The 22,192-nt window shown below is 72.4% G+C and carries 20 protein-coding genes and 1 riboswitch; of the genes, 14 read left to right on the forward strand and 6 right to left on the reverse strand.

What is annotated here, in order from left to right:
• Positions 1-16: 16 nt before the first annotated feature.
• The 12 genes from AB0F56_RS01145 to AB0F56_RS01200 all read left to right on the forward strand — a co-directional run bounded on the left by AB0F56_RS01145 (position 17) and on the right by AB0F56_RS01200 (position 13,596).
• Positions 17-688, forward strand: coding sequence for a TetR/AcrR family transcriptional regulator (locus tag AB0F56_RS01145; protein ID WP_362002692.1), 672 nt, complete (start codon positions 17-19; stop codon positions 686-688).
• Positions 689-987: 299 nt separating this feature from the next.
• Positions 988-1,899 (forward strand): squalene synthase HpnC, encoded by a 912-nt coding sequence (gene hpnC, locus AB0F56_RS01150; protein ID WP_362002694.1) that lies wholly within the window; start codon positions 988-990, stop codon positions 1,897-1,899.
• Complete coding sequence (gene hpnD, locus AB0F56_RS01155; RefSeq protein ID WP_362002695.1) at positions 1,896-2,846, forward strand: presqualene diphosphate synthase HpnD; 951 nt, start codon at positions 1,896-1,898, stop codon at positions 2,844-2,846. Before hpnC ends, hpnD begins: the two co-directional genes overlap by 4 nt.
• Positions 2,847-2,928: 82 nt before the next feature.
• A complete protein-coding gene (hpnE, locus tag AB0F56_RS01160) occupies positions 2,929-4,374 on the forward strand; it encodes a hydroxysqualene dehydroxylase HpnE (RefSeq protein ID WP_362002697.1) in 1,446 nt (481 codons plus the stop codon).
• Complete coding sequence (locus tag AB0F56_RS01165; protein WP_362002699.1) at positions 4,371-5,471, forward strand: polyprenyl synthetase family protein; 1,101 nt, start codon at positions 4,371-4,373, stop codon at positions 5,469-5,471. The genes hpnE and AB0F56_RS01165 overlap by 4 nt, the downstream gene beginning before the upstream one ends.
• A 121-nt stretch (positions 5,472-5,592) precedes the next feature.
• The gene (shc, locus tag AB0F56_RS01170) at positions 5,593-7,572 is read left to right on the forward strand and encodes a squalene--hopene cyclase (protein WP_362002700.1); all 1,980 of its coding nucleotides are present in this window, start codon (positions 5,593-5,595) and stop codon (positions 7,570-7,572) included.
• Positions 7,572-8,276 (forward strand): 1-hydroxy-2-methyl-2-butenyl 4-diphosphate reductase, encoded by a 705-nt coding sequence (locus AB0F56_RS01175; RefSeq protein ID WP_362002702.1) that lies wholly within the window; start codon positions 7,572-7,574, stop codon positions 8,274-8,276. The genes shc and AB0F56_RS01175 overlap by 1 nt, the downstream gene beginning before the upstream one ends.
• Positions 8,277-8,283: 7 nt before the next feature.
• Positions 8,284-9,306, forward strand: coding sequence for an adenosyl-hopene transferase HpnH (gene hpnH / locus AB0F56_RS01180; protein ID WP_362002704.1), 1,023 nt, complete (start codon positions 8,284-8,286; stop codon positions 9,304-9,306).
• 93 nt (positions 9,307-9,399) lie between these two features.
• A complete protein-coding gene (gene dxs / locus AB0F56_RS01185; RefSeq protein WP_362002706.1) occupies positions 9,400-11,277 on the forward strand; it encodes a 1-deoxy-D-xylulose-5-phosphate synthase in 1,878 nt (625 codons plus the stop codon).
• Entirely contained in the window at positions 11,274-12,659 is a 1,386-nt protein-coding gene (locus AB0F56_RS01190; protein WP_362002707.1) for an aspartate aminotransferase family protein, read from the forward strand. The genes dxs and AB0F56_RS01190 overlap by 4 nt, the downstream gene beginning before the upstream one ends.
• 107 nt (positions 12,660-12,766) lie before the next feature.
• A complete protein-coding gene (locus AB0F56_RS01195; RefSeq protein WP_362002709.1) occupies positions 12,767-13,405 on the forward strand; it encodes an XRE family transcriptional regulator in 639 nt (212 codons plus the stop codon).
• A 35-nt stretch (positions 13,406-13,440) separates the two neighbouring features.
• The gene (locus AB0F56_RS01200) at positions 13,441-13,596 is read left to right on the forward strand and encodes a DUF6126 family protein (RefSeq protein ID WP_362002711.1); all 156 of its coding nucleotides are present in this window, start codon (positions 13,441-13,443) and stop codon (positions 13,594-13,596) included.
• Positions 13,597-13,615: 19 nt separating this feature from the next.
• On the opposite strand, the gene AB0F56_RS01205 is transcribed toward AB0F56_RS01200, so the two are convergent.
• On the reverse strand, positions 13,616-14,428 hold the full coding sequence (locus AB0F56_RS01205) for a tyrosine-protein phosphatase (protein WP_362002713.1): 813 nt from the start codon (positions 14,426-14,428) through the stop codon (positions 13,616-13,618).
• Positions 14,429-14,822: 394 nt separating this feature from the next.
• Positions 14,823-14,982: riboswitch (cyclic di-AMP (ydaO/yuaA leader) on the forward strand.
• 4 nt (positions 14,983-14,986) lie between these two features.
• Between AB0F56_RS01205 and AB0F56_RS01210 the strand changes: the two genes are divergently transcribed.
• Entirely contained in the window at positions 14,987-15,931 is a 945-nt protein-coding gene (locus AB0F56_RS01210) for a LysM peptidoglycan-binding domain-containing M23 family metallopeptidase (RefSeq protein ID WP_362002715.1), read from the forward strand.
• 204 nt (positions 15,932-16,135) lie between these two features.
• The gene (locus tag AB0F56_RS01215) at positions 16,136-16,921 is read left to right on the forward strand and encodes an SGNH/GDSL hydrolase family protein (RefSeq protein ID WP_362002716.1); all 786 of its coding nucleotides are present in this window, start codon (positions 16,136-16,138) and stop codon (positions 16,919-16,921) included.
• On the opposite strand, the gene AB0F56_RS01220 is transcribed toward AB0F56_RS01215, so the two are convergent.
• From AB0F56_RS01220 to AB0F56_RS01240, 5 genes are read right to left on the reverse strand one after another with little or no spacing between them, the layout of a single operon-like run.
• Positions 16,908-17,774: an STM4011 family radical SAM protein gene (locus AB0F56_RS01220; protein ID WP_362002718.1), complete on the reverse strand. Its 867-nt coding sequence runs from the start codon at positions 17,772-17,774 to the stop codon at positions 16,908-16,910. The genes AB0F56_RS01215 and AB0F56_RS01220 overlap by 14 nt on opposite strands.
• Positions 17,775-17,785: 11 nt before the next feature.
• Positions 17,786-19,132, reverse strand: a complete 1,347-nt coding sequence (locus tag AB0F56_RS01225) for an STM4012 family radical SAM protein (RefSeq protein ID WP_362002720.1) — start codon at positions 19,130-19,132, stop codon at positions 17,786-17,788.
• Positions 19,129-19,944: an STM4013/SEN3800 family hydrolase gene (locus tag AB0F56_RS01230; RefSeq protein ID WP_362002722.1), complete on the reverse strand. Its 816-nt coding sequence runs from the start codon at positions 19,942-19,944 to the stop codon at positions 19,129-19,131. Before AB0F56_RS01230 ends, AB0F56_RS01225 begins: the two co-directional genes overlap by 4 nt.
• A 23-nt stretch (positions 19,945-19,967) precedes the next feature.
• On the reverse strand, positions 19,968-21,170 hold the full coding sequence (locus AB0F56_RS01235; RefSeq protein ID WP_362002724.1) for an STM4014 family protein: 1,203 nt from the start codon (positions 21,168-21,170) through the stop codon (positions 19,968-19,970).
• Positions 21,167-22,129: an STM4015 family protein gene (locus AB0F56_RS01240; RefSeq protein ID WP_362002726.1), complete on the reverse strand. Its 963-nt coding sequence runs from the start codon at positions 22,127-22,129 to the stop codon at positions 21,167-21,169. The genes AB0F56_RS01235 and AB0F56_RS01240 overlap by 4 nt, the downstream gene beginning before the upstream one ends.
• Between the last annotated feature and the right edge of the window lie 63 nt (positions 22,130-22,192).

Genomic DNA, 22,192 nt, shown 5'->3' on the forward strand with positions numbered 1-22,192 from the left:
CGGGCAGGATGAGCCCATGGCAGCGATCACCGGGGGAAAGACCTACCACCACGGCGATCTGCGCAACGCGCTGATCTGTGCCGCCGTCGACCTCGCCACCGAGGGGGGTCCCGAACGCGTCGTGCTGCGCGAGGCGGCCCGCCGGGTCGGGGTCTCGCCCACCGCCGCCTACCGGCACTTCGAGGGCAGGGGAGAGCTGCTGAAGGCCGTCAAGACCCACGCCCAGCGGGCGCTCGCCGACTCCATGGAGCGGGCCGCCGAGCGGGTCCCCGGCGCCGACGACCCCACCGTCGCGGCCGAACTGCGCCTCGCCGCCCTCGGCCGCGGGTACGTCGGCTTCGCCCTGGAGCACCCCGGCCTCTACCGGGCGGCCTTCTGCACCCCGCGCGCGGCCTGCGGGGACGCCTGGGTGCCGCTCGGCCGCCCCGTCGAACCCGAACCCGAGATCCGCGCGTTCGCCCTGCTCACGGAGGCCGTGCACGCCCTGATCGGCGCCTGCCGTATCCCGCGGCGCGCCCGGCCCGCCGCGGAGGCCGCCGCGTGGTCGGCCGTGCACGGACTGTCACTTCTGCTCCTCGACGGCCCGCTCGGCGGCCTCCCGGAGCAGCGCCGCGCCGACGTCGTCGAGTCCACCCTCGCCCTGGTCGTCTCCGGGGCCCGCGCCGGCCGGGCGCGGGTGGGAAGCTGAACTTCCGCTCCCCTGGGGCGGGTTGACGTTCCGGGTGTTCTTTTCGCAAAGCGCCCGGCACCCCGACGAGGCACTCGGCGTTGTACAACGTAAGCTGTAGCGGTGCTGATTCGTGGCAAGTGGGTCGATAACCCCTAGGCATCCTCGGGCGTCAGGCGGTGGGCCGTCCGTGGCGGACCGGTGGCGTGTCCGAAATAGGATGGATTGGATCGGCAGTGTAGAACAGGAGATGTGACGGCCATGACGCGAAATCTCCAGCTCCACGAGGGTGTCGCCGTCCCCGCGTCGGGCAGCGGCCAGTGACGGGAACCCGGCAGGTGCGCCCCGACGCCTCCTCGCGCACCACCCTCGACAAGGCCGCGGACGAGAACTTCCCCGTGGCCCCCTTCTTCCTGCCGCGCGCCTGGCGCGACGACCTCATGGCCGTCTACGGCTTCGCCCGGCTCGTCGACGACATCGGCGACGGCGACCTCGCACCCGGCGGGGCCGACGCCCGCCACCTCGGCGTCGCCCCCGAACGCGCCGAGGACCGCCTCGCCCTGCTCGACGCCTTCGAGGCCGACCTGATGCGGGTCTTCGACGGGACCCCGCACCACCCGCTGCTCCGCGCCCTCCAGCCGACCGTGCGCAGCCGCGGCCTCACCCCCGAGCCCTTCCTCGGCCTGATCGCGGCCAACCGCCAGGACCAGCTGGTGCGCCGCTACGAGACGTACGACGACCTCCTCGCGTACTGCGAACTCTCCGCCAACCCCGTCGGCCGGCTCGTCCTCGGGATCACCGGAACCGCCACCCCCGAGCGCGTCCGCCGCTCCGACGCCGTCTGCACCGCCCTCCAGATCGTCGAGCACCTCCAGGACGTCTCCGAGGACCTCGGCCGGGACCGGATCTACCTGCCCGCCGAGGACATGAAGCGCTTCCACGTCACCGAGGACGACCTCGCCCGGCCGACCGCGAACGCCTCGGTCCGCGCCCTGATCGCCTTCGAGGCCGACCGCGCCCGCACCCTGCTGCGCGACGGCACCCCGCTGGTCGGCAGCGTGCGCGGCAGGCTGCGGCTGCTCCTCGCCGGCTTCACGGCAGGCGGACTCGCCGCGCTCGACGCGATCGCCGCCGCCGGGTTCGACGTCCTGCCGGCGCCCCCCAAGCCCACGAAGCCGAGTCTGATGCGCGAAGCGGGAACGGTCCTGCTGCGAGCGCGGAGAGAGGGGTGAGCCGGACCGTGGAGGGACAGACGGAGACGTCGGCGCCGGTGCAGGCCGCGTACAGCTACTGCGAGGCGGTCACCGGACAGCAGGCGCGCAACTTCGCCTACGGGATCCGGCTCCTGCCGACCGACAAGCGACAGGCCATGTCCGCGCTGTACGCGTTCTCGCGACGCGTCGACGACATCGGCGACGGTCCGCTCGCGCCCGAGGCCAAGCGGGAGCGGCTCGAGGCGACCCGCACACTCCTTGACCGGGTGCGGCACGACAAGGTCGACGAGGACGACACCGACCCCGTCGCCGTGGCCCTCGCCGACGCGTCCCGGCGCTTCCCGATCCCGCTCGGCGGCCTCGACGAGCTCATCGACGGTGTCCTCATGGACGTGCGTGGCGAGACGTACGAGACGTGGGACGACCTCAAGGTCTACTGCCGGTGCGTGGCGGGCGCCATCGGCAGGCTCTCGCTCGGCGTGTTCGGCACGCAGCCGGGCGCGCAGGGCGTGGAACGCGCCTCGGAGTACGCCGACACCCTCGGCCTCGCCCTCCAGCTCACCAACATCCTCCGGGACGTCCGCGAGGACGCCGGCAACGGGCGCACCTACCTGCCCGCCGACGACCTCGCCAAGTTCGGCTGCGGCGACGGCTTCGGGAGCGAGACCCCGCCCGCCGGATCCGACTTCACCGGCCTCGTCCACTTCGAAGTCCGCCGCGCCCGCGCCCTGTTCGCCGAGGGCTACCGGCTCCTGCCCATGCTCGACCGGCGCAGCGGCGCCTGCGTCGCCGCGATGGCCGGGATCTACCGCCGCCTCCTCGACCGGATCGAGCGCGACCCGGAGGCGGTGCTGCGCGGCCGTGTCTCCCTGCCCGGCCGGGAGAAGGCGTACGTCGCCGTACGCGGCCTCTCCGGCCTCGACACCCGCCACGTCTCCCGACGGATCGTCAGGAGGCGTGCCTGATGCGACGGTCCGCGGCCCGGCACCGGGCAACCCCGCGCCGTACGACGGCGTCCCTGCCTGCGACGGCCCGAGGGGAGACGGCATGACCGAGCGTGAGACGGGCCGGGACGGCGCCGCGGCGCACGCCGTCGTCGTCGGCGGCGGGCTCGCCGGAGTCACCGCGGCTCTCCAACTCGCCGACGCCGGGCTGCGCGTGACGCTCCTCGAAGGCCGTCCGCGGCTCGGCGGGCTGGCGTTCTCCTTCCGCCGCGGCGAACTCACCGTCGACAACGGGCAGCACGTCTACCTGCGCTGCTGCACCGCCTACCGGTGGTTCCTCGACCGGGTCGAGGGCGCCCACCTCGCGCCGCTCCAGGACCGGCTCGACGTGCCCGTCCTGGACGTCGCCCACCCCCGGGGCCCCCGCCTCGGCCGGCTGCGGCGCACCAACCTGCCCGTACCGCTGCACCTCGCCAGGAGCCTGGCGACCTATCCGCACCTCTCCCTCGCCGAACGGGCGAGCGTCGGCCGCGCCGCGCTCGCGCTCAAGGGCCTCGACCCCGCCGACCCGGCCCTCGACGGCATCGACTTCGCCACCTGGCTCGGCCGCCACGGCCAGTCCCCGCGCGCCATCGAGGCCCTCTGGGACCTGGTCGGCGTCGCCACCCTCAACGCCACCGCGCCGGACGCCTCCATGGGCCTGGCCGCCATGGTCTTCAAGACCGGACTGCTCTCCGAGCCCGGCGCCGCCGACATCGGCTGGGCCCACGTGCCCCTCGGCGAGCTGCACGACACCCTCGCCCGCAAGGCCCTCGACTCCCTCGGCGTCCGCACCGAACTGCGCACCAAGGCCGAGCGGATCTCCCGTACGGAGGACGGCCGCTGGGCCGTCGACGTACCGGGGGAGACCCTGGAGGCGGACGCCGTCGTCCTCGCCGTCCCGCAGCGCGAGACCCGCGAACTGCTCCCCGAAGGCGCCCTCGACGACCCCGACCGGCTCCTCGACATCGGCACCGCGCCCATCCTGAACGTGCACGTCGTCTACGACCGCAAGGTGCTGAAGCAGCCCTTCTTCACCGCACTCGGCTCCCCGGTGCAGTGGGTCTTCGACCGCACCGACTCCTCAGGGCTGCTGAGGGGCGGGCCCGAAGGGCCCTCGAACAAGGGTGGTGGTGGGCGACGGGTGGGACAGTACCTGGCCGTCTCGCAGTCCGCCGCCCAGGACGAGATCGACGCGCCCGTCGCCGCCCTGCGCGAGCGCTACCTCCCGGAGCTGGAGCGGCTGCTGCCCGCCGCGCGCGGCGCCGGTGTCCGCGACTTCTTCGTCACCCGGGAGCGGACGGCGACGTTCGCCCCCACCCCGGGCGTCGGGCGGCTCCGCCCCGCCGCCCGCACCCACGCCCCCGGCCTGTACCTGGCCGGCGCTTGGACCGCCACCGGCTGGCCCGCGACCATGGAGGGCGCCGTCCGCAGCGGCTTCAGCGCCGCGGGCGCCGCGCTCGCCGCCCTCGGCCGCCGCCATGAACATCCGCTGCAGGAGGCGGCATGAGTGTGAGTACTGGAACAAGAGGAGAGACCGTGCCGACTGTGCCCCCGGTGAACCCGGCCGTCGACACCGCGGACGTCACCGCTCTGCTGGAGCGCGGGCGGACCCTGTCCACCCCCGTCCTGAAGGCCGCCGTCGACCGGCTCGCCCCGCCCATGGACACCGTCGCCGCCTACCACTTCGGCTGGATCGACGCCCACGGCAACCCCACCGACGCCGACAGCGGCAAGGCCGTACGCCCCGCCCTCGCCCTGCTCTCCGCCGAGGCCGCCGGTGTCGCCCCCGAGGTGGGCGTCCCCGGCGCCGTCGCCGTGGAGCTGGTCCACAACTTCTCGCTGCTGCACGACGACCTGATGGACGGAGACGAGCAGCGGCGCCACCGCGACACCGTCTGGAAGGTGCACGGGCCCGCGCAGGCGATCCTCGTCGGCGACGCGCTCTTCGCGCTCGCCAACGAGCTGCTGCTCGAACTCGGCACCGTCGAGGCAGGCCGCGCCACCCGCCGGCTGACCACCGCCACCCGCAAGCTCATCGACGGGCAGGCCCAGGACATCTCCTACGAGCACCGCGAGCGGGTCACCGTCGAGGAGTGCCTGGAGATGGAGGGCAACAAGACCGGCGCCCTGCTCGCCTGCGCCGTCTCCATCGGCGCCGTCCTCGGCGGCGCCGACGACCGCACGGCCGACAAGCTGGAGGAGTACGGCTACCATCTCGGCCTCGCCTTCCAGGCCGTCGACGACCTCCTCGGCATCTGGGGCGACCCGGAGTCCACCGGCAAGCAGACCTGGAGCGACCTGCGCCAGCGCAAGAAGTCCCTGCCCGTCGTCGCCGCCCTCGCGGCCGGCGGACCGGCCTCCGAGCGGCTCGGCGAACTGCTCGCCGCCGACGCCAAGAGCAACGACTTCGACACCTTCTCCGAGGAGGAGTTCGCCACCCGCGCGGCCCTCATCGAGGAGGCCGGCGGGCGGGAGTGGACCTCCGAGGAGGCCCGCCGCCAGCACACCATCGCCGTCCGTGCCCTGCACGAGGTGGACATGCCCGAGCGCGTCCGGGCCCAGCTCACCGCGCTCGCCGACTTCGTCGTCGTACGGAAGAGATGATCACCATCACCCTGATATGAGTGCGCGGTCGCCGGCCGGTGCCACCAGTGCACCGGCCGACGGCAGACCCGAGTGAAGCAGAACGTACGCACCAGTACACCGCCTGCACGAAGGGGAAGCCATGACAGCGACGACCGACGGAAGCGCCGGGGCCATGCGCCCCCGGACGACCGCGGCCAGCGACACCACCACACACGCCCCCGGCGGCCTCGACGAGGCGGCCGCGCGGGCGACGGAACGCTCCATCGCCCACCTGCTCGGCCGCCAGGACGCGGAAGGGTGGTGGAAGGGCGACCTGGAGACCAACGTCACCATGGACGCCGAAGACCTCCTCCTGCGCCAGTTCCTCGGCATCCGGGACGAGGCCACCACCCGCGCCTCCGCCCTGTACATCCGCGGCGAGCAGCGCGAGGACGGCACCTGGGCCACCTTCTACGGCGGACCCGGCGAGCTCTCCACCACCATCGAGGCCTACGTCGCGCTGCGCCTGGCAGGGGACAGGCCCGAGGACCCGCACATGGCCCGGGCCGCGGCCTGGATCCGGGACAAGGGAGGGATCGCGGCCGCCCGGGTCTTCACCCGGATCTGGCTCGCCCTCTTCGGCTGGTGGAAGTGGGACGACCTGCCCGAGCTGCCGCCCGAGCTGATCTTCCTGCCGAAGTGGTTCCCGCTCAACATCTACGACTTCGGCTGCTGGGCCCGGCAGACCATCGTGCCGCTCACCGTGGTCTCCGCCAAGCGGCCGGTGCGGCCCGCGCCCTTCTCGCTGGACGAGCTGCACACCGACCCGGAGCGGCCGAACCCGGTGAAACCCCTCGCGCCCGCCGCGAGTTGGGACGGCGTCTTCCAGCGGCTCGACAAGGCCCTGCACGTCTACCACAAGGTCGCCCCGCGCCGGCTGCGCAAGGCCGCGATGAACGTCGCCGCCCGCTGGATCGTCGAACGCCAGGAGAACGACGGCTGCTGGGGCGGCATCCAGCCCCCCGCCGTCTACTCCCTGATCGCCCTGCGCCTGCTCGGCTACGACCTCGAACACCCCGTCATGCGGGCGGGACTCGAGTCGCTCGACCGGTTCGCCGTCCGGCGCGAGGACGGATCGCGCATGATCGAGGCCTGCCAGTCGCCCGTCTGGGACACCTGCCTCGCCACGATCGCGCTCGCCGACGCGGGCCTCCCGGCCGACCACCCGGCGCTCGTCCGGGCCGCCGACTGGATGCTCGGCGAGGAGATCGTCCGCCCCGGCGACTGGACCGTCAGGCGGCCCGGACTGCCCCCGGGCGGCTGGGCGTTCGAGTTCCACAACGACAACTACCCGGACATCGACGACACCGCAGAGGTCATCCTGGCGCTGCGCCGCGTCAAGCACCCCGACCCCGCCAGGACCGAGGCGGCCATCGCGCGAGGCGGCCGCTGGACCCTCGGCATGCAGTCGAAGAACGGCGCGTGGGCCGCCTTCGACGCCGACAACACCAGCCCCTTCCCCAACCGGCTGCCGTTCTGCGACTTCGGCGAGGTCGTCGACCCGCCCTCGGCCGACGTCACCGCCCATGTGGTGGAGATGCTCGCCTACGAGGGCAGGGCCCAGCACCCCCGTACCCGCAGGGGAGTCGAGTGGCTGCTTGCCGAACAGGAGCCGAACGGCGCCTGGTTCGGACGCTGGGGCGTCAACTACGTGTACGGGACCGGCTCGGTGGTTCCGGCGCTCACCGCCGCCGGGCTGCCCCGCTCCCACCCGGCGATCCGCCGGGCCGTCGCCTGGCTGGAGTCCGTACAGAACGAGGACGGCGGCTGGGGCGAGGACCTGCGGTCGTACAAGCCGCAGCCCTGGCTCGGGCGCCCCGCCTCGACCGCCTCGCAGACCGCCTGGGCGCTGCTCGCCCTCCTCGCCGCCGACGGACGCGAGAGCAAGGCGGTGGAACGGGGCGTCGCCTGGCTGGCCGCGACACAGAACGCGGACGGCTCCTGGGACGAGCCGTACTTCACCGGAACCGGCTTCCCCTGGGACTTCTCCATCAACTACCACCTCTACCGGCAGGTCTTCCCGCTCACGGCCCTCGGCCGCTACGTGAACGGCGAACCGACCGTCATCAGGGAGGCCTGATGGGCGAAGAGCCGGGGCCGCCGGCCGGCTCCGCACCGCCGCTGCTGATCGCCTGCGCGCTCGGCATCGAGCAGCTCGCCCTGCGCAGCGGTGACCGGACCGGCGCGCCCGGCCCCTTCACCGTGGTGCGCACCGGCATGGGCCCGGTCCACGCCCGCCGGGGCGTCGCCCGGGCCCTGGAACGGGAGCCCTGGCGGGACGCCGCCGTCATCGCCTCCGGCTTCTGCGCCGGGCTCGCCCCCGGGATGCACCCCGGAGACCTGATCGTCGCCGACGAGACCCGGGGCGGTCCGGGCGCGGCGGGCGCACCGGACGGCCCTGACGCACCGGACGGCCCAGGCGCCGTCACGGCCTGCGTCGGGACCGAGCTCCTGGTGAAGGCCCTGACCAGGGCGCTGCCCGGGCGCACCGTCCACACCGGCCCCCTGACCTGCTCCGACCACGTCGTCCGGGGCCACGAGCGGGCCGATCTCGCGGCCACCGGCGCCATCGCGGTCGACATGGAGTCCGCCGCCACGCTCCGTACCGCGCTGGCGGCCGGACCGCGTCCGGTTGCGGCCGTACGGGTGGTCGTGGACGCTCCAGAACATGAACTGGTCCGGATCGGCACGGTACGCGGGGGAATATCGGCGTTCCGTGTACTTCGTGCCGTCCTTCCCGCATTCTTCGAATGGCACCGTTCTTTGCTGCTCCCCAGGAGGTGAGCGAGTTATGGCCATGCCGCTCCGTCAGACCATCCGGGTCGGGACCTATCTCTTCGAACAGAAGCTCCGCAAGCGGGACAAGTTCCCGCTCATCGTCGAACTGGAGCCCCTGTTCGCCTGCAACCTCAAGTGCGAGGGCTGCGGAAAGATCCAGCACCCGGCCGGTGTGCTCAAGCAGCGGATGCCGGTCGCCCAGGCCGTCGGCGCCGTCCTGGAGTCCGGGGCGCCGATGGTCTCCATCGCCGGCGGCGAGCCCTTGATGCACCCTCAGATCGACGAGATCGTGCGCCAGTTGGTCGCGAAGAAGAAGTACGTCTTCCTCTGCACCAACGCGATGCTGATGCGCAAGAAGCTGGAGAACTTCACCCCCTCCCGGTACTTCGCCTTCGCGGTGCACATCGACGGGCTGCGCGAGCGGCACGACGAATCGGTCGCCAAGGAGGGCGTGTTCGACGAGGCGGTGGCGGCGATCAAGGAGGCCAAGCGGCGCGGCTTCCGGGTCACCACCAACTCGACCTTCTTCAACACCGACACCCCGCAGACCATCATCGAGGTGCTCAACTACCTCAACGACGACCTCCAGGTCGACGAGATGATGATCTCCCCGGCGTATGCCTACGAGAAGGCCCCCGACCAGGAGCACTTCCTCGGCGTGGAACAGACCCGCGAACTCTTCAAGAAGGCCTTCGCGGGCGGCAACCGGGGACGGTGGCGGCTCAACCACTCGCCGCTCTTCCTGGACTTCCTGGAGGGCAAGGCGGACTTCCCGTGCACCGCGTGGGCGATCCCGAACTACTCGCTCTTCGGCTGGCAGCGACCCTGCTACCTGATGAGCGACGGCTACGTCCCCACCTACCGGGAGCTGATCGAGGAGACCGACTGGGACAAGTACGGCCGGGGCAAGGATCCGCGCTGCGCCAACTGCATGGCGCACTGCGGCTACGAGCCGACCGCCGTCCTCGCCACCATGGGCTCGCTCAAGGAGTCCCTGAGGGCGGCCCGCGAGACCGTCTCCGGCAACCGCGGATGACGTGACGTGTACGGGAGGGTCCGCGACGCCACCGGGCGCGGCCCTCCCCGTACGGCCGAGGGTGTGGAGCCGAACGACGAAAGGGGGCCGAGCATGACGATTCTGGAGACCATCCGGGGGCCGCACGACCTCCGGCCGCTGGGCGGCGCCGAACTCGACGAACTCGCCGAGGAGATCCGGCAGTTCCTGATCCACTCGGTCGCCAGGACCGGTGGCCATCTGGGACCGAACCTCGGTGTGGTGGAGCTGACCCTCGCGCTGCACCGGGTCTTCGACTCGCCCGCCGACCGCATCCTCTGGGACACCGGGCACCAGAGCTACGTCCACAAACTCCTCACCGGGCGCCAGGACTTCTCCAAGCTGCGCTGCAAGGGCGGGCTCTCCGGCTACCCCTCACGCGAGGAGTCGGTCCACGACGTCATCGAGAACTCGCACGCCTCGACCGTCCTCGGCTGGGCCGACGGCCTCGCCAAGGCCAACGAGCTCCTGAAGAAGGACGACCACGTCGTCGCCGTGATCGGCGACGGCGCGCTGACCGGGGGCATGGCCTGGGAGGCGCTCAACAACATCGCCGCCGCCCCCGACCGCCCCCTGATCGTCGTCGTCAACGACAACGAGCGCTCCTACGCGCCCACGATCGGCGGCCTCGCCGACCACCTGGCCGCCCTGCGGACCACCGACGACTACGAGCGGGTGCTCGCGTGGGGCAAGGACGTCCTCCAGCACACCCCCGTGATCGGCCGGCCGATCTACGGCTCGCTGCACGGCGCCAAGAAGGGGTTCAAGGACACGTTCGCCCCGCAGGGGCTCTTCGAGGACCTGGGCCTGAAGTACGTCGGCCCCGTCGACGGCCACGACCTCGCGGCCGTCGAGTCCGCCCTGCGCCGGGCCCAGCGCTTTCACGGTCCTGTCCTCGTGCACTGCCTCACCGAGAAGGGCCGCGGCTACCGCCCCGCCCTGGAGGACGAGGCGGACCGCTTCCACGCCGTCGGCGCCATGGACCCGGTCACCTGCGCACCGCTCGCCCCCGCGGCCGGACCCTCCTGGACCTCCGTCTTCGGGGACGCGATCGCCGAGATCGGGGCCGAACGGCCGGACGTCGTCGCGCTCACCGCGGCCATGCTCCACCCCGTCGGCCTCACGAAGTTCGCCGAGCGCTTCCCCGACCGGGTCTGGGACGTCGGCATCGCCGAACAGCACGCCGTCGTCTCCGCCGCCGGCCTGGCCACCGGCGGACTCCACCCGGTCGTCGCCGTCTACGCGACCTTCCTCAACCGCGCCTTCGACCAGCTGCTCATGGACGTCGCCCTGCACAAGTGCGGCGTCACCTTCGTCCTCGACCGGGCCGGCGTCACCGGCACCGACGGTCCCTCCCACAACGGCATGTGGGACCTCTCCGTCCTCCAGGTCGTGCCCGGCATCCGGATCGCCGCCCCGCGCGACGCCGACCAGCTCCGCGCCCAGCTGCGCGAGGCCGTCGCCGTCGACGACGCCCCGACCGTGCTGCGCTTCCCCAAGGAGACCGTCGGCCCGCCGGTCCCGGCCCTCGGCCGGATCGGCTCGATGGACGTCCTCCTCCGTGACGAGGACCCCGAGGTGCTCCTCGTCGCCGTCGGGGTGATGGCCGAGGCCTGCCTCCAGGCCGCCGACCTCCTGGCCGGACGAGGCGTTCGCTGCACCGTCGTCGACCCCCGCTGGGTCGCACCCGTCGACGAGGCCCTCGCCCCGCTCGCCGAACGGCACCGCCTGGTCGCCGTCGTCGAGGACGGCGTCCGCACCGGCGGAGTCGGCGCCGACGTCGGCCGGGCCCTGCGCGACGCGGGCGTCGACGTACCGCTGAGGACCTTCGGGATCCCCGAACAGTTCCTCGCCCACGCCAAGCGCGGCGAGGTCCTCGCCGACCTCGGCCTCACCCCGGTGGAGCTCGCCGGGAACATCAGCGCCGCACTGACCCGGAAGAAGGGGCGATGAGCAAGGAGTTCGACCTCTCGGCACTGCTCGCCGAACGCGGCGCGGAGCGCTACGAGCTGCACGGCCGGTACCTCAACCACCAGCTCCCGCGCATGCTGCACACGATCGGCTTCGACAAGGTCTACGAACGGGCCGAGGGCGCCCACTTCTGGGACGCCGACGGCGAGGACTACCTCGACATGCTGGCCGGCTTCGGCGTCATGGGTCTCGGCCGGCACCACCCCGTCGTCCGCCGGGCCCTCCACGACGTCCTGGACGCGCAGCTCGCCGACCTCACCCGCTTCGACTGCCAGCCGCTGCCGGGCCTGCTCGCCGAGAAGCTGCTCGCCCACAGTCCGCACCTCGACCGGGTCTTCTTCGGCAACAGCGGTACGGAGGCCGTGGAGACCGCCCTCAAGTTCGCCCGGTACGCCACCGGGAAGCCCAGGATCCTCTACTGCGCGCACGCCTTCCACGGCCTGACCACCGGCTCCCTCTCGGTGAACGGGGAGAAGGGCTTCCGGGACGGCTTCGCCCCGCTGCTGCCCGACACCGCGATCGCGCTCGGCGACCTCGACGCCCTGGAGCGCGAGCTGCGCAAGGGCGACGTGGCCGGCTTCGTCGTCGAGCCGATCCAGGGCAAGGGGGTGCACGAGGCCCCGCCCGGCTTCCTGCGCGCCGCCCAGGAGCTACTGCACAAGCACGGGGCCCTGCTGATCGCCGACGAGGTGCAGACCGGGCTCGGCAGGACCGGTGACTTCTACGCGTACCAGCACGAGGAGGGCGTCGAGCCCGATCTGCTCTGTGTCGCCAAGGCCCTCTCCGGCGGGTACGTGCCCGTCGGCGCGACGCTCGGCAAGGACTGGATCTTCAAGAAGGTCTACTCGTCCATGGACCGCGTCCTCGTCCACTCCGCCAGCTTCGGCTCGAACGCGCAGGCCATGGCCGCCGGGCTCGCCGTGCTCTCGGTGATGGAGAACGAGGGGACGGTGGCCCACGCGCGCCGGATCGGCGAGCTGCTCTCCGCCCGCCTGAAGGAGCTCGTGCCGCGCTACGAGCTGCTGCACGAGATCCGCGGGCGCGGGCTGATGATCGGCATCGAGTTCGGGCGGCCCTCCTCGCTCGGACTGCGCAGCCGCTGGACCATGCTGCAGGCCGCCCGGAAGGGTCTCTTCGCGCAGATGGTCGTCGTGCCGCTGCTCCAGCGCCACCGGATCCTGACCCAGGTGTCGGGCGACCATCTGGAGGTGATCAAGCTGATCCCGCCGCTGATCATCGACGAGGCGGACGTGGACCGCTTCGTGGCCGCGTTCACGGCGGTGATGGACGACGCCCACGGCGGTGGCGGGCTGATGTGGGACTTCGGGAAGACGCTGGTCAAGCAGGCGGTCGCGCAGCGCTGACGGTCGCGTGATCGGAATCCTGCGGTGTCCTGCGCGGTCTTGGCCTCGGTCTTTGCCTGTGGGGCAAGAAATTTGCCTCAGAGGAAAAATCCTGGCGGAATGGAGGCATGGAGCACCTCCCCGGGGAGCCGTCCCCGGACCCAGCCGCAGCGGACGCGACCGCCGTCCTGCCGGACGTCGCACCGCAGCTGCGAGGCCTGCGCAGGCGCCGCGGGCTGACCCTGGAGGCCGCCGCGCAGCGGGCCGGACTCTCCCCTGCTCATCTCTCCCGGCTCGAGACGGGTCACCGTCAGCCCTCGCTCCCGATGCTGCTGGCCCTGGCCCGTATCTACGGTACGACGGTCTCCGCCCTTCTCGGCGAGGTTCCGGCCGAGCGCGATCCGATCGTCCGCGCCGGCCGGTCCGAGCCCGTCGAGGCCGACGGCTGGACCTACCGCCAGGCCGGCGGAGCGGGCCGCGCCCTGCAGGCGCTCCGCGTCCACGTCCCGTACGCCACCCGGGCCGACATCGTGCGCGTCCATCCCGGCGAGGAGTGGCTGCACGTCCTCGACGGCCAGGTGCGCCTCGCGCTCGGCGACGCCGTCCATGTCCTGGACCCGGGGGACAGCGCGCACTTCGACTCGCTCACCCCGCACCGCATCGGCGCCGCCGGGCGCGGCGGGGCAGAGCTGCTCTTCGTCCACACGCTGATGCAGAGCCCCGCCGCCGAGCTGTGCCTCGGCGACGGCGCGCCGCACCTGCGCTGAGCCCTTCCGGAAGGCCCGAAATGGAAAGGACCGATATGTCCGAGAAGCCCAAGCCGGTCACCGGCGAGGAGCGCGAGGCCGGCAAGTTCCCCAAGGGGCTGGTCCTCCGGCTCTTCGCGTACCTCGTGGCCGGACACCTCTTCGCCGGGTTCCTCTATCTGCTCTTCGCCCTCGGCGCGCAGAACCAGTGAGACCGCCCGAGGGGTGTGATCACGCCTCGACGACGAGCCGCTCGCGCAGCCGCGCACGGGTCTCCGGGCTGAGCTTCAGGCCCTCGGTGAGGTAGCTCTCGGCCGTCCCCCAGGTCTGCTCCATCGTCTCGAACGCGGCCCGCAGGTATTCGACCCGCGCGTCGAACAGCGGGCTGATCAGCTCCATCACCTCGGGCGCCATCGCGTCCGAGGCCGAAGAGGCGCGGCGCACCTTGTAGCGGCGGTGCGGGTCGTTCGACTTCACGTAGTCGGCCTCGATCGCCTCGCGCTCGACGCCCACCGCGAGCAGCGAGATGGCGATGGAGAGGCCGGCCCGGTCCTTGCCGGCCGCGCAGTGCATGAGCGCCGGGACGCTGTCCTCGGCGAGCGCGTGCAGGATGCGGCTGTGCTCCGCCGTCCGCTCCACGATCATCTGCCGGTACGAATCGGACATTCGGGTCGCGGCCTTCCCGTCGCCGAGGATCTCGCGGAGCTGCTCCAGCTCGCCGGAGCGGACGAGCTTCCAGAACTCCTTGCCGTCGGCCGGGTCGTTGAGCGGTATGTTCACATTCCGTACACCGGGCAGTTCGACGTCCGGGCCCTCGATCTTGACGTCGGCCTGATTGCGGAAGTCGAAGATCGTGTGCAGCCCAAGGGTGGAGAGGAACGCCGCGTCCTCCTCGGTGGCGTGGGCCAGGTGGCCACTGCGGAAGAGGCGTCCGAAGCGCACCGCACCACCGTCCACGGTCGGCAGTCCGCCCACGTCACGGAAGTTGCGTACCCCGGCGAGCTCGGGTTCGGTCGACGGGACCTGGGGCAGCTGCTGCGTCACGAGTGCTCCTGAAGGTAGACGGATCGCGATCGGTTCCTGATCGATTCCTGGGGCAATCATCCCGGGTGCCGGGGGCCGTGCGCACCCCTGGGTAAGGGAATGGGCGTTCTGTCCGAATTAAACCCTTCGATATAACGCGCCCTGGTTGCAGGGGAGATGGGATTCGGGGCGTGAGCAGCGTCTCAAAGGTGACGGACCGTGCCTGATCGTCCGGACCAATTCCCTGGCCGGAAAAGGAAATCGATCCTCCGTCATCCACGGAGGGTGACCGGAATACGGCGCGAATATCACGCCGCGGAATGCGGGCGGAATCGGGCGGCTTGTTCGGCTCGACTCCGCTCGTCTAGCGTCACGCTCAATCCGGTCGGACCGCCGAATCCTGCCACCGCCCGGAATCGAATCCGCACCCATCCACGTACGGCAGGAGCGGGGGACCCAGGTAAGTACGCCGCACCGGCCCGACCGGACGGCTTGGGGTGAAGTCGCGTGAGAACGCGGCCGGACATCTCCAGTCCGAACCCGACAGCTCACCTCGCAGGCGACGGAGAGGAATTCGCCATGCCCGCGAAGGGTAAGCATCGCCGTCCCAAGGTCAACCCGATCACGCGCGGATTCGTCGCCGCCGGCACCGGTGGCGCCGTCGTCGCCCTCCCGCTGCTCGGCGCGACCGGAGCCCACGCCGCCGAGAAGGCCGCTCCGACCGTGACGCCCGAGAAGGCCGTCGCCGCTCTCGCCGCCACCCCCGCGAAGGCCCCGGCCGCTCCGGCCGCCGCCCCCGCGGCGAAGCCGAAGACGTACTCCGTCGTCCGCGGCGACTACCTGTCGAAGATCGCCGCCGAGCACGACCTCAAGGGTGGCTGGCAGAAGCTCTACGCGGACAACCGCCAGGTCGTCGGCGAGAACCCGTCGCTGATCCTGCCCGGCATGAAGCTCACCCTCGGCGCCAAGTCCACGGCCGCCCCGAAGGCCGCGGCGCCCAAGGCCGCTCCGAAGGCCGAGAAGAAGTCCTCGTCCTCCGACACGAGCGAGTCGCGCGCCTCCCGCTCCTCCGAGCGCAGCACGGCCACCCAGGACTCCGCCCCCGCCCAGGCCTCCTCCTCCGGCTGGGTCGCTCCGGTCGGCGGCGGCATCTCCACCCCGTACCGAGCCTCCGGCTCGATGTGGTCCTCCGGCTACCACACCGGTGTCGACTTCATCGCCTCCTCCGGCACCTCGGTGAAGGCCGTCGGCGCGGGCACCGTCCACTCGGCCGGCTGGAGCGGCGCGTACGGCAACGAGGTCGTCATCCAGCACGCCGACGGCACGTACTCCCAGTACGCCCACCTCTCCTCGCTCTCCGTCTCGACCGGCCAGACCGTCACCGGCGGCCAGCAGATCGGCCTCTCCGGCTCGACCGGCAACTCCAGCGGCCCGCACCTGCACTTCGAGATCCGCACCGGCCCGAGCTACGGCTCGGACATCGACCCGCTGGCGTACCTGCGCCAGCACGGCGTCGGCATCTGACGCCTCCGCATCACCCGCGTCACCAGCAGCACCCCACAGGGGCCCGGCACTTCGGTGTGCCGGGCCCCTGCGGCGTATTCCGGCTTGGTGGAATCTTGACCGGTGGCATATCTCACCCGGCGTCAACCCCTCCTTACGGTCGCGTAGGTCACATACGTAAGGGAAAGATGAACTCCCGTGGCAGACGATTCGAGATCAAGAGACATGAAGGCATTCGGGTCGTACGCGGCGATCGGGGACAGCTTCACGGAGGGCGTGGGAGATCCCGGGCCGGACGGGAAGTACGTCGGCTGGGCGGACCGTTTCGCGGTACTCCTCGCCGACCAATTGCCGGAGCACGACGCATTTCGTTACGCCAACCTGGCCGTCCGGGGGCGGCTCCTCGACCAGATCGTCGCGGAGCAGGTCCCGAGGGCCAAGGAACTCGCCCCCGACCTGGTGAGTTTCTGCGCGGGCGGCAACGACATCATCCGCCCCGGCACCGACCCGGACGACGTCGCCGAGCGCTTCGAGCGCGCCGTCGCCGACCTGACGTCGGCGGTCGGCACGGTGATGGTGACGACCGGCTTCGACACCCGCGACGTACCCGTGCTGCGGCACCTGCGCGGCAAGATCGCGACGTACACGGCCCACGTCCGGGCCATCGCCGACCGCTACGACTGCCCGGTCCTCGACCTGTGGTCGCTCAAGTCGGTGCAGGACAGGCGGGCCTGGGACGACGACCGGCTGCACCTGTCGCCCGAGGGGCACACCCGGGTCGCGCTGCGCGCCGCCCAGGTCCTCGGCATGGAGGTGCCGGCCGACCCGGACCAGGTCTGGCCGCCGCTTCCGCCGAGGGGGACCCTGGAGGTCCGCCGCGACGACATCCACTGGGCCAAGGAGTACCTCGTCCCGTGGATCGGGCGGCGGCTGCGGGGCGAGAGCTCGGGGGACGACGTCGCGGCCAAGCGGCCCGACCTGATGCCGCTCGGGGACCTCATGCCCCTGTGACCACCCCGTCGGGCGCGGCCGGGATCCGCTCCAGGACCCCGCCGGCGAACACGTCGTACAGCGGCAGCGTCTCCAGGTGGACGTAGCCGATGTGGCAGTCGCAGACGGCGAGGGGGCAGGCGCGCGGGCGGAGGGCGGCACGGTACGAACCGTCGTACAGGTTGCCCAGCTCGGCCTTGACGAAGTGGCAGCGGCGCACGGTCCCTTCGCCGTCGACGGAGATCACCGACTCGCCGGTCCGGCACGGCAGCCCGGCGGAGCGGTGCGGACGGCGGCTGTACGGGAAGAGGGGGTCGAGGGCCGTCCAGCCCTCGGCCTCCTCGTCGGTGTACGTGTGGCCCTCCGCCGCGTTCACCCAGAGATAGACCTCGGGCGGGAGCTCCGCGCGCAGGCGCAGGGCGTGCTCCCGGTGCTCCGGCAGACCGACGACCCCGACGCTGAACCGCGTGCCCCGCGCCGCAAGGTCGTGGCACTTCGCGAGGAAGCGGTCGTACGGCGTCTGGCCGGGGTGGTACGTGCACCAGAGCGCGAGGGTCTCGGGGTCGGCCTCGGCCAGCCAGTCGGTGCGGCAGCTCAGATTGGTCTGGATCGCCACCCGCTCGATGTGCGGCAGGTGGGACAGCTCGGCGAGGGTGCGCCGGTACCAGGAGCGGACCAGGCCCTCGCCCCACGGCGTGAACAGGATCCTCAGCCGGTCGCCGGTCTGTTCCGCCGCCCAGGCGGCGAAACGCTCCAGCGCGGCCCGGTCGGCCCGCAGCTGTTCACGGCTGTCGCGGCGCTTGGCGAACGGGCAGTAGGGACAGTCGTAGTCGCAGGAGGCGAGCGGCCCCCGGTACAGGATCGTCAGGTCCACGTCCGCGCCCCCTACTTCGGCTCGTAGGCGGCCATCGCCGCACGGACCGCGGGGGAGAAGAGCGCGGGGCCGAGCGCGTCCGAGTGCGCCAGGCCCTCGGCGGAGAGCCGCAGCAGCCCGGCGGGCGCCGCCCCGTCCAGCCAGCCCAGCACCTCGAACCGGCCCAGCTCGTCGGGGAAGTCCGCGAACGGCGAGGAGCCGAACCGCTCCTCGTACTCCCCGGTCGGCATGCCCCGGGCCTGGAGGAGGGACTGGAGCAGATGGCGGCGGCGCGCCTCGTCCGCGTCGACCCACCGGCCCACCCGCGCCCGGCCGAAGTCCTCCGTCGCGGTGTAGTCGTCGATGATCGCGCGGATCTCCCGCATCTCGACGGCGTAGTCGAAGGAGTAGTGCAGCGCCGAGGTGTACGAGCGGGCCCCGCAGCCGAGGCCGATCATGCCGTCGGTCTGGCAGGCGTAGTCGTCGGCGCCCTGCGGCGGGGCGTCCGCGCGGCGGAACATGCGCATCGACACCTGCTCGTAGCCCCGGGCGAGCAGATGGTCCCGGCCGTGCCGGTAGAGCCGCAGCCGCTGCTCGTCCCAGTCGCGGTCGGCGGTCGCCGAGAGCCGGCCGAGGCCGGTGAGGGGACGGACGTACAGCGGGTAGAGGTAGAGCTCCTCGGGGCGCCAGGCGAGGGCGGCGTCGAGCGACTGGGTCCAGGTCCGCTCGGTCTGGCCGTCGATGCCGTAGATCAGGTCGATGTTGAGGACGGGGACGCCGGTCTCGCGGATCCGGCCGAGCGCGGCCTCGACCTCGGCGCGGCGCTGGGGACGCACGGCCGCGCGGGCCTCCGCCTCCACGAAGCTCTGCACGCCGATGCTGAGCCGGGTGGCCCCGCGCTCGGCGAGGACCGCGAGCCGGTCGGCGGTCGCGGTCGAAGGCGAGGTCTCGACGGAGAGGGGGACGGCGCGCAGGTCGACGCCCATCCGCTTCTCGGCGATGTCGCAGAGCCGCTCCAGCTCGTCGGCGGTGAGGAAGGTGGGGGTGCCGCCGCCGAAGGCGGCCGTGGCGAAGCGGACCGGCTCGGCGTCGGGTACGTCGCTGTCGGCGAGCGCTTCGCGGACGGTGGTCGCCTGGCGGTCGAGGGCGTCGAGGTAGCGGGTCGTCAGCTCGTCCGGGGCGCCGATCCGGGTGAAGAGGTTGCAGAAGCCGCAGCGGACCTCGCAGAACGGTATGTGGGCGTAGAGGGAGAGCGCGTCCTTCGGCTCGTCCCGCCAGAGCGCGGCGAGGGAGGGCGCCGGGTCGGGGAGCGGGCGGTACGCCGTCTTGTGCGGGTAGGCGTAGACGTAACTCTCGTACGGTCGCGGCGACTCGGTCATGCGCGCGCCTCCGGGGCTTCGAGCACGAACTGGGCGTACGGGACGGTCCAGACGACCTCGTGGCCGAGCCGGTGACCGGTGAAGCCGTCCTCTCCGTACGCGGTGCCGTGGTCCGAGCAGACGATCGCGAAGCAGGGGCGGCGGCTGCTCATGGCCGCGAAGAGGCGGCCGATGTGCCGGTCCACGTACTCCAGCGCCGCCGCGTGCGAGGCGCGCGTGTCGCCGGACTCCCGGGTCGCGCCGGGGAGATGGAACCAGTTGGGCTGGTGCAGCGCGGAGACGTTCACGAAGAGGAAGAGCCGCTGTTCGGCGGGGAGCGCGGCGACGATCTCCTCGGCCCTGGTCACCTGGGACTCGAAGGAGGCGGGGGAGGCGACGCCGAAGGCGGGCTCCCAGTGGCTCTCTTCGAAGAGCCCCGGCAGGACCGAGCCGAGCGGGCCCTGCCCGTTGAAGAACCCGACCCCGCCGACGCACGCGGTGCGGTACCCCTCCTTGGCGAGGCCGGCGACGAGGTCGGGGGTGTCGTACACGAACGTGCCGTCGGCGGTGGTCTCGCTGCCCGCGAACCGCGCGGCGAAGAGCCGGGGGTGCGGACCGGGGGCGGCCGGGGTCGGCAGGAACCCGGCGAAGATCGCCTGGTGGGAGGCGTACGTGAAGCTCCCGGGGGCGTGCCGGCGCTCCCAGCGGCCGCCCGGAAGGTGCCGGGCCAGATTCGGGATGCGGCCCGCGGCGGCGAGTTCGGCGGCCACGTCGTACCGGAGGGTGTCGAGCGTGACCAGGAGGAGGTCGTGGCTGCCCACGATCTCGTTCATGTCGGGTGAGTGGTCCTGCCGGTTCACGTGGTGCTCGTTCCTGTGGTGCTTGTGCGGGTGGTGCGGGTGCGGTCGTTGCTCTTGCCGTTGAGGAGCGCGGCGACCTGGGCGGCGTAGGTGTCCAGGCCTTCGGCGCCGCTGCACGGCAGGCCGGTGAGGCCGGGGAGGAGGTCGCCGAAGGCGTTGACCTCGCCGACGGCGAAGCGCCGCCAGCCGACGGCCGGCAGCAGGTCGATCCCGACGCACCGCGTGCCGGGGAAGGCGTCGGCGGCCCGTTCGCACACCTCCAGCGCGTCCGCCCACCGTCCGCCCGCCGCCGAGACGGCCGCGCGCACGGCGCCCAGGTCGCCCCGGGCGCCGCCGAGATGGAGGTTCGTCATCGGGGAGCGGCTGGTCCGTACGACGGCGTGGGTCGCGCGCCCGTCGATCACGACCACCCGCAGATCGGCCGCCCGGCCGTGCTGCGCCGCCTTCGGCAGCCAGCGCTCGATGTGCAGCCCGTCCGGGGCGAGCGCGTCCACGATGGCGGCGACCTCGTACTCCGTCGTGTAGCGGCGCACCCGGAGGGAGTTGAAGAGGCGTCCGTCCGGGGCCCGTTCCACGGAGGTGGTGGCCTGGACGCGTCCGGTGCCGTTCGTCTCGACGGCCAGGACCCCCGAGGCGGACGAGCCGTGCGCGAGCTTCACGAAGACCCGGGGCAGCTCCGCGGCCGCCATGAGGGAGCGGACGTCCGCCCAGTCCCGTACGGGCGGGCCGGCCGCCCCCGACGTCGGCGAGTCCGGCACCGGGACCCCGGCCTCGCGCAGCCGGGCGTGGGCGAGCCGCTTGTCGAAGAGCACCGCGGGCTCGGCGGGGTCGTCGACCAGGACGGCCCCCGCGTCGCCGACGGTCCGGGCGAGCCGCGCCGTGGCGGCCGTGAACGCCGCGTACCAGCGGGCCGTTCCCTCGACCCGGGTCGGGTCGTCCGTGCCACGCAGCAGCCGCTCGACGTCCGGATCCTCGCCCGGCGACTCGAGCCGTACCGTCTCGCCCGGGTGGAACCGTCCCCCGCCCCGCAGCACGTCGAGCCAGGGCTCGACCCGCGCCTCTGGCAGGCCGGCCGCCCGCACCGCGTCACGGAAGTACGCGACCCGGCGGTTGCCCGGGTTGCCGACGACGACGAGCCGCGGGCGCGCGGGGGACGGGTCCGTGAGGGGCGTGTGTGCCGGGGGCGGGGGAGGGGTCATTCGGCGACCGCGACGTACCGGAAGACCTCGCCGTCACCGTCGTCCTCGGGCTCCTGCGCGTCGCCGACGTCGACCGTCACCCCGTAGGGGGTGAGGGCGTCGACGATCCGCTCGCTCATCTTCTCGCTGAGGTAGTGGTGGGAGAGGTCGAGGTGCGTGAGGTGGGTGAGCGGCTGGCCCACGAGCAGCGCCTCGGCGCCCTCGTCGGTGAGCGTGCCCATCGACAGGTCGAGCCGGTCGAGCCGGGCGACCACCGGGGCGCCCGCCACGGCGGCGGCGATCTCGTCCTGGAGGACGCTGTTGCGCAGCGCGAGATCGCGCAGGGCGGGGAAGCCGGTGCCGGCCAGCACCGGCGCCAGGTCGTCGACCGTGGCATCACCGCCGTACTCGTCCGTGCCGAGCCAGAGGTCCAGCTTCTCCAGCGCGGGCAGGTCGCTGCCCACGATGCCGCGCACGACGTCGGCGCCCAGGCCGCCCGTCTCCACCACGAGCGCGCGCAGTTCGGTGTGCCGGACGGCGGGGAAGGCGAGTTCCGTGCCGCCGCGCACACCCAGCTCCCGCAGGCGGGGGTAGGCGGTGAGGAGCGGTGTCACGTCGGACTGCTGGATCCAGGAGATCTCGCAGTCCTCGAAGGTCATGTCCCCGAGGAACAGCGCCTCCAGGGAGGTGAGCCGGTCCTCGGCGGCCGCGACCAGCGCGGTGACGATCGGCGCGGACGAGGAGTCGTAAGCCTCGTCCCAGCCGCCGACGACCAGCGCGCGGACCTGGTGGGTGTCGACGCCCGCGAGGAACCGGGTGAAGACCTGCTCCCACTGCTCGTCCTCGGGTCCGCAGTACGTCGGGCCGGAGACGCGCCAGGCCACGGAGGCCGGGTCCGGCAGTTCCACGACGGCGTCACGGTCCGGGAAGTCGAACACGGGCAGGCCGTGGAACTCCTGCATATCTCCCGAGATGGTCATGAATGCTCCAGACACCGGACGGCGTTGATCTGCTGACGCGAGCAGTTGTACCAACCCCCGCTG

The sequence above is a fragment of the Streptomyces sp. NPDC026092 genome, assembly GCF_040638605.1.
Lineage (GTDB): Bacteria > Actinomycetota > Actinomycetes > Streptomycetales > Streptomycetaceae > Streptomyces.